Origin of the sequence: Paenibacillus sp. DMB5 (genome assembly GCF_001517085.1) — a bacterium.
Taxonomy (GTDB): Bacteria; Bacillota; Bacilli; order Paenibacillales; family Paenibacillaceae; genus Paenibacillus_AQ.
Genome location: NZ_LRAC01000154.1, coordinates 33,890 through 43,269 on the forward strand (window position 1 = coordinate 33,890; position 9,380 = coordinate 43,269).

Below are 9,380 nucleotides of genomic sequence, written 5' to 3' on the forward strand. Positions count from 1 at the left end.
TTTTACCCGGGGAGGATATTAGCATCAGGTATTCTGTAATCCGCCGGAAGCCGGCTGCGCAGCACAGATTCCAGCGGATTGCCGGGGGTAATTACATTCAGCAGATCGGCCGGATGAAAGGCCCCCTGTATATGATGTCCGGACTGCCCGGCAGGACGACTCCGCTGCGGCCAGCCATGCATCTCCGCTGCTCTGCGGTAGGCCTTAAGCGTCCCTTCCGCCATCGAATCCAGCGAACGGTTTGCCCGCGCCCATTGCTGCGCCGCATTACCGGCTCTGGCCCGCAGGCTGTCATCACGCAGCAGCAGCTCCAGCTGACCGGCCAGTGCCGCTGCATTGTCTGCAGGCACAATCCAGCCTGTCACCCCGTGCCGTACCATCTCCGGCATACCTGTCGTATCCGCCACCACAGGTGCTATGCCGGCAAGCTGGGCTTCCGTCACCGAAAAGGGCTGGGTATCCTGCAGGCTGGGCTGGACATAGATATCGGCGGACGTCAGCGCTGCAGGAATATTGTCCATTGTCCCGGAAAATTCAATATCATCTTGCACGCCCAGCGCCTGTGCCTGCAGCTTCAGCTCCTCCAGCAGACTCCCGCTGCCGGCGATGACACAGGTCCAGTCCCGGCGCCGCTGCCGCAATAGGCCGAGCGCACGGATCAGGATGTGAACTCCCTTAATGTATTCAAGGCGTCCTGCATACATGATGAGCTTCTTACCTTGACGCGCTTCAGCGGAGACGGCAGTAAAGCCTTGGCCTCATACTCCTTCAGATTGACCCCGTAGGGCTGAATATGAATCCGGTCAGGCGTGACACCGTGGCCGCCCACAACCTGTCCAATCCATTTTGAAGAAACAAGAATCAGATCAGCCGCATGTACAGCAAGCTGCTCCATTCTCCGGAAATAGCTCCAGATCGGCCGCTTCTCGTACTCCTCCCGGGTCAGTCCCGGTTCAAGACCCCTGTATTCATAATAGGACTCGCGGGCAAGTGCCCCGTGCATGCTTGCCACCAGCGGCACCGCCTTCTTCATTACCCTACGCAGCGCATATGCAGAAATAGGATCCTGAGTATGAATAACATCATACTGCTCAAGCCCGAGCGCGCAGCTCCGCCTTCAAATACATAACGTCCCAGCTCAAAGCTGAAAATCCCGTGCTCCTGGTGGAGATGGGGAAACTGTTGCGGATCCAGATAAGGAAGCAGCGAGGAGTAGTAAGCTTTTTTGTCAAAATAAATATTCCGGTCCAGCAGGTATAACGTGTTGCTGTCCACATGGCTGCCCATGAGCGTAACCTCATGCCCCTGCTGGGCCAGCTTGTCTGAGAGCTGCTTCATATAGGTCCAGATCCCGCCCAGATTCGTGAGTCCCCAGTAGGTGACCAGCAATATTCTCATGAATCCCTCTCCTCCGGTTATAGATTTCACTACAGAAATAGAAACAGCCGGCATATGCATTAACAAAGTATTATATGTCCGGCCCCGGTTTTCCGGTATAGGTGGGAGTCTCAATTCTATCAACGAAGTAAAGTGTGAATTTTTGCAAAACTATTTTCATCATGTTTACATATTTCGGGTATAATCGGTATAACGCTCGAAAGGATGTTACTGATATGTCTAAAGCTAGATTATTCGACCTATCCCTGTTCGCGGCTGCTGTGGTCCTGGCGCTTTTCACGCACCCATCAGTGGTTCTGGATGATACATATATAAAGGCCATGCTGCTCTACTGGGTATTCGCCAGCTTTTACTTTCAGCTGCGCATTGTTACCCGGAAAGGGAATTCTACGATCGACTATGCGATCAGCTATACTTCTTCCTTCGGTATTTTTGCCGGACCGCTCGGCACGCTGATTTATGAGTTTTTCTACAGGACCACAGTGTACATCTATAAAAAGAAAACAAAGACCGCCGATCCGGGAGAATTCCTGGACGCTTTTTATAATATCGGCTCTTTCACGCTTGGCGGGACCGCTGCCTATTATCTGTACACGCTGCTCTATCCGGCTGCCGCTCATGTTCCTGGCGGTTACTGGCTGCTGTTCCTGCTGGTGGTCTGTGTAACAACCCTTTTGTCCTCGGGGTTTCTGGTCATAACCTTCGCCCTCTCGGGGGACATTACAACACGCAAGGAAGCGATTGACCTGCTGCTCAAGAGCAGAAACCTGCTGGATTTCAGCAAAGTAGCGCTGACCAATGCCCTGCTGCTGCGTCTGCTGCAGATGGAGAAATGGGAGATGCTGATCGCGCTGTTCCTGCTGAACTACATCGTCAGCCTATCCTTTTTCTCCAAATCCCAGAGCGCCCAGCACAAATTCGAACGGGACAAGTTTGAGCAAATGGCCTATCAGGACTTCCTGACCGGAACCTTCAACCGGGCCCATATGGACAAAATGATGAACGAGCTCGGCCACAGCAGCGAATATATAGGCATAGTTGTAGCAGACATCGACCGGTTCAAAAAAATCAACGATACTTACAATCACGCTGTAGGCGACAGGGTCATTATTCATTTTGCCGATACCCTGAAAGCCCGTCTGCAGGAGGAGGACATCCTGTTCCGCAGCGGCGGAGAGGAATTCACGCTGTTTCTGAGGGGCAAGTCTTACCGGGAGTGCCGCCTGATCATTCAAGAGATGCTGCTCGATGTTCAGGGAAGTTCAGCTGCAGCAGATTATGAGGAGCAGCAGATCAAGGTCAGCTATTCAGCTTCCTTTGGCCTCTACTACTTTAAAGCAGACCAGAGTATCTCCTTGGAAAAAGGGTACGTCCGCGCCGACCAGCTCCTGCTGGAATCCAAAAAACTCGGCCGCAACCGCCTCTCGTCGCACAATGCCCTGGATGACTAATTTGTTATATAAAAGAGCCGTCCCTCCAGTTGCCCGGTTGGAACGGCTCTTGTTGTATCTGCAGAGCTGCATAAGCTGAATCTGCAATAACGGCTGTGTTCGTGCAGCTTCATAAATAGTGCGGACATCAGCGGCACGTTTGACTACAGCTCGGCTGCGTTAAAAGTGTCCCCACCGGTGATCGTACCGTTGTTGAAGCCTTTGTAGAACCAGCGTTTCCGCTGCTCCGACGTCCCATGTGTGAAGCTGTCCGGTACCGCATAGCCCTGGGCCTGCTTCTGGATCGTATCATCGCCGACAGCGCTCGCGGCCGTCAGCGCCTCCTCCAGGTCGCCCTCCTCCAGCAGATTCATCCCCTGGGCATGGTTCGCCCAGACTCCGGCCAGATAATCCGCCTGCAGCTCAAAACGGACCTGATATTTGTTGTATTCCGTCTCGCTCAGACTGCGGCGCAGGGAATCCAGCTGCTTCGTTGTTCCAAGCAAAGTCTGCACGTGATGCCCAACCTCATGGGCGATGACATAGGCCATTGCAAAATCACCCGGCGCCTTAAAGCGCTGCTGCAGCTCGTCATAGAAGCTCAGGTCGATGTACAGCTTGCTGTCCCCCGGACAATAAAATGGTCCGACCGCCGAGCTTGCGGTCCCGCAGGCCGAATTCACACTGCCGCTATACAGCACCAGTGTGGGATCAGTGTAAGTCATCCCCTGCTTGGCAAAAAGCTCGCTCCACACATCCTCCGTATCCGCCAGCACCACCGTGACGAACTGTGCCAGCTCCTGCTCCTCGGCCGTCTCCTGGTAAGGGGCATTTGAGGTAGTGGTTCCGCCGGTCAGATTGCCCAGGATATCCCCGACATTCCCGCCGCTCAGCAGCGTGACTACAACCACCAGAATAATGCCTCCGATCCCGCCGCCGACCAGCTTCCCGCCACCGCCGCCGCTGCCTCTGCGGTCCTCCACATTCGAGCTGCCTCTTCTTCCCTGCCACTTCATGGGTCTTCCTCCAGTCCGTTTTCATTAATGGTTTATTGATTCCGGAACAGTCCGGAGTCTTGCGAAAACAGCAAAAACAGTAAAACCTTATTAACGTTTGCTAACGCTTAATAGTGTTATACCCAAAATCGGCAGGGTGCGACTGCTGGGAAATCGAGGAAAACGCAGGGGGAACCTAATGGGTATATTTATCATTTTGCCGGGAGTGCGGCTTCTGGAAGAAGTGCTTGTGCGGGCTGCATATATTGTGGGAGCTGCATGTATTGGGAGGGATGCTTGTAATGTGTGGAATTCGTGTATTGTGTGGGCTTCAAGTAATTAGTTGGATTTTCGCCATCTAATTTCTTTGGTTCCCCACTTTTTTTAATTTTTAAGTGGAAAAATGCCACTTAATATTGCCGAAAGCCCCTTTTAGAGCGAAAATCGTGAAAATAAGCAGCCTTTTTCCACCTGAATTCTGCAATAAGCTGTTTTGGCAAGAAATAGATAGCTATTTTCCACTTATTTCACCGGCTGTGCCCTGCGGAATATCATATTAAGCCTAAGCTCCAGGCTCGTTAGAGAAGCAAGCTTTCCATACACCTAAATAAAAACCCGCACGGCCCGCACAATATGCTGGCAGCGTGCGGGTCTTATTTATAAAACATAGAGTGATTTAGTAAGCAGGTAGTTGAGCGCGCTCCATTTCCCCGCCAGTCCAGCTCTACGGTACGCCTTGTTACAGAGGCGCGCCGCCCAGCGACTCACCGCAGCCGGAGCATGTCCTCCGGCCACGGGTCGGCCACTACGGTCAGCTCCCGGGTCCAGGGGTGGCGGAAGGCCAGCGCTTCGCCATGCAGCGCCTGCGCCCGTGCTCAGCCAGTCCCCAGCGCGGCCCGCCGGTACAGCTCATCCCCCGATGAGCGGATGGCCGGCGTGGCTGAGGTGGACGCGGATTTGATGCGTCCGCCCGGTTTCGAGCTCGACCTGCAGGGCGGTTGCCCCGCGCAGCACCTCGCGCCCGGTAATCCGCGTCACCGCCGGCTGCCCGCCGGGCGACACCCGCCGCCGCGATGCATGATGGCGGTCGCGGCCGATCGGCGCGTCGATTGACAGTGAGTTGGGCAGGCACAGCGCCCTCAGCGATGGCTGCATAGCGGCGCGAAATGTCCTTGCTGCGCATGTCCTCATCGAGTACAAGCTGCGCGTACTCATTCTTCGCATAGAGCACTGGACCGGTCGTATCCTTGTCCAGACGGTGGATGTGGCGCACGGCAATGCCGCCGCCGGAGGCGGCGTAATGACCGGCCACCAGATGGTCCAGCGTAGTATCCGATCCGCTGCCGTCCGGGTGGACCGCCATACCCGCAGGCTTATGGACAATGAGGCAGAAGTCGTCCTCATACAGCACCTCCGCCCCCTGCCATACCGGCTCTATCCCGGCTTCCCGCTGCGGCCAAAGCGCCAGCCGCAGCCGGTCGCCCCGCCACTGGATGCCGCCCTCGCGGCGCAGCCGGGCATGAAGCTTCACGGGCATCCCGGCAGTTTCAAGCAGCCAGAGGTCAATGGCGGCATCCTTATCGGCCGCTCCGGTAACGGCCCGTCCGGGCATCGCCTCAAGCCATTCCCCGCGCCGTTTCCAGGCGCCGCCGCCTTGGACCGCCTTGTTGCCGCCAGCATCTGTTGGCTTATTATCGGCGTTCTTGACAGCGTTGTTACCTCTGCTGTTGGCAGCCTGGTTGACGGCACTCTGTACAGTTTGGTTCCCGCTACCTTTTGCGGTCACATCCCAACTGCCTGTTACTGCCTTGTCACCGACGCCCTTAGCAGCCATATTCCCGCTATCCTGGACCGCTTTTTCCCAGCTGCCCTTTACCGTCCTTATTCTCGCCGCCTCTTGCAGGCTTATCCCAGCGGCCTCTTGCCGCTTTATCCTCGGCGCCCTTTACCGCCTTATTCTCGCCGCTTCTTGCAGACTTATCCCAACGGCCTGTTGACGTCTTGTCCCAACCGCCGCTTTTCGGCTTCTCCCCGCCGCCAGTCGTCACAGCGACTTCAGCGCCTGGTAGTGCGCCTCAAGCGTATCGTCGATATCCTGCTCGCTGTGCACGCCGGACACGAACATGCCCTCAAACTGGGAAGGCGGCACGCTGATGCCCTGGTCGAGCATTTTGCCAAAGTAGCTGCGGAATTGCTCAAGATTACTTGTCTTGGCCGTTTCAAAGTTATAGACAGGCCCTTCCGTAAAGAACGGGCATACCATCGAGCCGATCCGGTTAATCGTCAGCGGGATGCCGGTGTCAACGCTGTTACGCTTCAGCCCAGCTTCCAGACGCGCGCCCAGCGTTTCCAGCCGGTCGTACACCTCCGGAGTCAGCAGCTGCAGCGTGCTGTAGCCGGCAGCCATCGCCAGCGGATTGCCGCTGAGCGTACCGGCCTGGTAGATCGGCCCCGCAGGAGCCATCTGCTCCATGATCTCCCCGCGGCCGCCGTAAGCGCCGACTGGAAGACCGCCGCCGATGACCTTGCCGAAGCAGGTCAGATCCGGTTCAATACCGAACAGGCCCTGCGCACAGCTGCGGTTCACCCGGAACCCGGTCATCACCTCATCAAAAATCAGCAGCGCCCCATACCCCGTAGTCACCTTACGCAGGCCCTCAAGGAAGCCGGGCTGCGGCGGTACAACGCCCATATTGCCGGCGATCGGCTCGACGATGACTGCGGCGATTTCGTTGCCGTAGCGTTCGAAGGCGATTTTGACACCTTCCAGGTCGTTGTAAGGTACAGTAATGGTGTTCACCGCTACCCCTTCCGGCACTCCCGGGCTGTCCGGCAGACCCAAGGTTGCAACACCCGAACCGGCTTTGATCAGCAGGCTGTCGGCGTGACCGTGGTAGGAGCCTTCGAACTTAAGGATTTTGCTGCGTCCGGTATAGCCGCGGGCCAGACGAATTGCGCTCATCGTAGCTTCCGTACCGGAGTTAACCATCCGCACGATATCGACAGAAGGCACCCGTTCTACGACCAGCTTGGCCATTTCCGTCTCCAGCAGCGTCGGCGCGCCGAAGCTTGTGCCTTTTACAGCAGTCTCCTGCAGCGCTTTGACCACCTCAGGATGGGCGTGTCCCATAATGAGCGGCCCCCAGGAGCAGACATAGTCGATAAAGCTGTTGCCGTCGATATCATAAATACGCGAGCCGATCCCGTGATCCACATACACCGGTGTCAGGCCGACCGATTTGAACGCCCGCACCGGGCTATTCACCCCGCCGGGAATATACTGCTTGGCTTCTTCAAAAGCGTTCCGGGAAGCCTCTTCCCGGCGCGACAATGGCACATTGTCCATGTTATTCACTCCTGTTCTGTTCGTAAGTTTAGCCGCGCAGCCAGCGGGCCGCATCCTTGGCAAAATAAGTGATAATAATGTCAGCTCCTGCCCGCTTCATGCCGGTCAGCATTTCCATTACGATGGCTTTTTCATCGATCCAGCCCTGCAGCGCTGCGGCTTTGACCATTGAATACTCACCGCTCACATTGTAAGCCACCAAAGGCAGATCAAACTGATCGCGGATCGTCCGGATCACATCGAGATAAGCCAGCGCCGGCTTAACCATCAGCATATCGGCACCTTCCAGCACATCGGAGTCCGCTTCGCGGATCGCTTCCCGCAGGTTCGCCGGGTCCATCTGGTATGTTTTGCGGTTGCCGAACTGCGGCGCAGAATCAGCAGCCTCGCGGAACGGGCCGTAGAAGGCGGAGGCGTATTTTACCGAATAGGACATGATCGGCACATGCTCAAATCCGTTCTCATCCAGTCCGGCACGAATTGCCTGCACAAACCCGTCCATCATGTTCGAAGGCGCGATAATATCCGCCCCGGCCTTGGCCTGCGATACCGCAGTGCGGGTCAGCAGCTCCAGCGAAGCGTCATTGATAACATCGCCATGCACCACGCCGTCCACCACATGAGTGTGAACCATGCCGCAATGGCCGTGGTCCGTGAACTCACACAGACAGGTATCAGCTACAACGAGCAGCTCGGGGTACCATTTTTTGATCAGGCGTGTCGCCTCCTGCACAATCCCGTCATCGGCAAAACCGGAAGAACCCACCGCATCCTTAGTCTCAGGAATCCCGAACAGCAGAACCGCCGGAATTCCCAGCGCCGCAATTTCATCCACCTCAGCCTTCAGCATATCGAGCGAAAAATGATATACGCCCGGCATCGAGCCAATCTCCGTCTTCACACCTGTTCCGTACGTCACAAAAATCGGCTGGATCAGATCCAGCGTATTCAGCACAGTCTCCCGCACCATCCCGCGGATTCCGGCTGTACCGCGCAGACGGCGGTGCCGGGTAATTGGAAAGCTCATTGATGTATCCTCCTGTGTAGTTAATATGTAAAAAAAGTCCGGCAGCACTGAGCAATGTCAGCGCATGTCCGGAGTACCTTTGATGTTGGGTCGGGAGGGTTCCCCCGCCTCAAACTAACTTTAACTGCACTCTGTACAACTATTCCGCCAGTTTTCCCCTGAGTAGCTACATTAGTTGTACTTTGTGAAGCTATTTTACCGAAAAAAGCATTATTTAGCCGTTTTGGGCAGAGTTAGTTGTATAGAGTGCAGCTATTCCGTGCAGCAGCCGAATATGACCGGGTTTAGTTGCACAAAGTGCAGCTATTCCGCATCAGGAGAGTGTTACCTGCCCTCACACCGACATCCTGCGCATACTACCACACGCAGCATAGCTCATCCTCCCAGTACACAAATGAGTTAAACACTTCCGCAGATATTCAGCGCATCTTACAACAGCATAGCTCATCCAGCCGATACACTAATGTGTTCAACACTTCAGCAGATATTCGGCGCATTAACGGCACATAGCATGTCCAAGCCGCCTAGCTAACGAGTGTCACCATACCATCAGCCGGCTCCAACAGTAACTCCTGCCAATCAAGGCGATCCTCTGCCGTATGTAACTATCCTTAAGCCGCTACGCCTGCGGGGGAGGATGCCCCTATCTTACTCTCGTTAACTCGTTCCAGCGGCACAGCTCCTGCACCAGTCCTTCGATCGTGGCCTCGTCGGGCAGCAGGCCCGGGGTCAGGCCTGCGGCGACCGCGGTTTCCTCGGTCACCGGGCCGATGCAGGCGATCTTCACGCCGGCCAGCACGGCCACCGGGTCTTCCAGGCCCATGCGCTTCAGGATCTCGATGAAATTGCGCACGGTCGAAGAGCTGGTGAAGGTAACCGCATGGATGCGTTTCTCCTCGAGCAGGCGCAGCAGCTCGATATCGTCTTCTCCCGTCACCACCGTCTCGTAGGTGTCGATCTCGGTCACTTCCAGCCCAAGCTCGCGCAGCTTGGCGGGAAGCCACTCCCGCGCGAGGTCCCCGCGCGGCAGCAGCACCTTCTGGCCCGCCTCAAGCCGCGGTCCAAACGCCTCCAGCAGCCCTTCCGCCTGGAAGCGGGCGGGCAGCTCCTCGGCCACCAGCCCCCGCTCCGCCAGCGCGGCAGCCGTGGCCGGCCCCACCGCGCCGATGCGCGCGCGGTGCAAA

General features: G+C 56.4%; 9 protein-coding genes and 1 pseudogene. 1 reads left to right on the plus strand and 9 read right to left on the minus strand.

The window, feature by feature from the left end:
* Nucleotides 1-2: 2 nt before the first annotated feature.
* The 3 genes from AWJ19_RS27785 to AWJ19_RS27795 are packed head-to-tail and all read right to left on the minus strand — an operon-like array spanning nucleotide 3 to nucleotide 1,398.
* On the minus strand, nucleotides 3-704 hold the full coding sequence (locus AWJ19_RS27785) for a glycosyltransferase (RefSeq protein ID WP_068728441.1): 702 nt from the start codon (nucleotides 702-704) through the stop codon (nucleotides 3-5).
* The gene (locus tag AWJ19_RS27790) at nucleotides 659-1,078 is read right to left on the minus strand and encodes a glycosyltransferase family 4 protein (protein ID WP_082708168.1); all 420 of its coding nucleotides are present in this window, start codon (nucleotides 1,076-1,078) and stop codon (nucleotides 659-661) included. Before AWJ19_RS27790 ends, AWJ19_RS27785 begins: the two co-directional genes overlap by 46 nt.
* Entirely contained in the window at nucleotides 1,033-1,398 is a 366-nt protein-coding gene (locus tag AWJ19_RS27795; RefSeq protein ID WP_068728443.1) for a hypothetical protein, read from the minus strand. The genes AWJ19_RS27790 and AWJ19_RS27795 overlap by 46 nt, the downstream gene beginning before the upstream one ends.
* 215 nt (nucleotides 1,399-1,613) lie before the next feature.
* On the opposite strand from AWJ19_RS27795, the gene AWJ19_RS27800 reads away from it, so the two are divergent.
* Nucleotides 1,614-2,849 carry a GGDEF domain-containing protein gene (locus tag AWJ19_RS27800; RefSeq protein ID WP_068728444.1) on the plus strand — a complete coding sequence of 412 codons (1,236 nt, stop codon included), beginning with the start codon at nucleotides 1,614-1,616 and terminating at the stop codon, nucleotides 2,847-2,849.
* Between the two features lie 143 nt (nucleotides 2,850-2,992).
* On the opposite strand, the gene AWJ19_RS27805 is transcribed toward AWJ19_RS27800, so the two are convergent.
* The 6 genes and pseudogenes from AWJ19_RS27805 to AWJ19_RS27830 form a co-directional block, all read right to left on the minus strand.
* Nucleotides 2,993-3,844, minus strand: a complete 852-nt coding sequence (locus tag AWJ19_RS27805) for a neutral zinc metallopeptidase (RefSeq protein WP_068728445.1) — start codon at nucleotides 3,842-3,844, stop codon at nucleotides 2,993-2,995.
* A 743-nt stretch (nucleotides 3,845-4,587) separates the two neighbouring features.
* Nucleotides 4,588-5,435: pseudogene (locus AWJ19_RS27810) on the minus strand (RluA family pseudouridine synthase).
* 229 nt (nucleotides 5,436-5,664) lie between these two features.
* Nucleotides 5,665-5,871 (minus strand): hypothetical protein, encoded by a 207-nt coding sequence (locus AWJ19_RS27815; protein ID WP_068728446.1) that lies wholly within the window; start codon nucleotides 5,869-5,871, stop codon nucleotides 5,665-5,667.
* Nucleotides 5,868-7,169 (minus strand): glutamate-1-semialdehyde 2,1-aminomutase, encoded by a 1,302-nt coding sequence (gene hemL, locus AWJ19_RS27820; RefSeq protein WP_128083717.1) that lies wholly within the window; start codon nucleotides 7,167-7,169, stop codon nucleotides 5,868-5,870. The genes AWJ19_RS27815 and hemL overlap by 4 nt, the downstream gene beginning before the upstream one ends.
* Nucleotides 7,170-7,197: 28 nt before the next feature.
* Nucleotides 7,198-8,196 (minus strand): porphobilinogen synthase, encoded by a 999-nt coding sequence (hemB, locus tag AWJ19_RS27825; RefSeq protein ID WP_068728447.1) that lies wholly within the window; start codon nucleotides 8,194-8,196, stop codon nucleotides 7,198-7,200.
* A 643-nt stretch (nucleotides 8,197-8,839) separates the two neighbouring features.
* Nucleotides 8,840-9,380: uroporphyrinogen-III synthase (locus tag AWJ19_RS27830; RefSeq protein ID WP_198536655.1), on the minus strand; the 541-nt coding region annotated here is incomplete at its 5' end.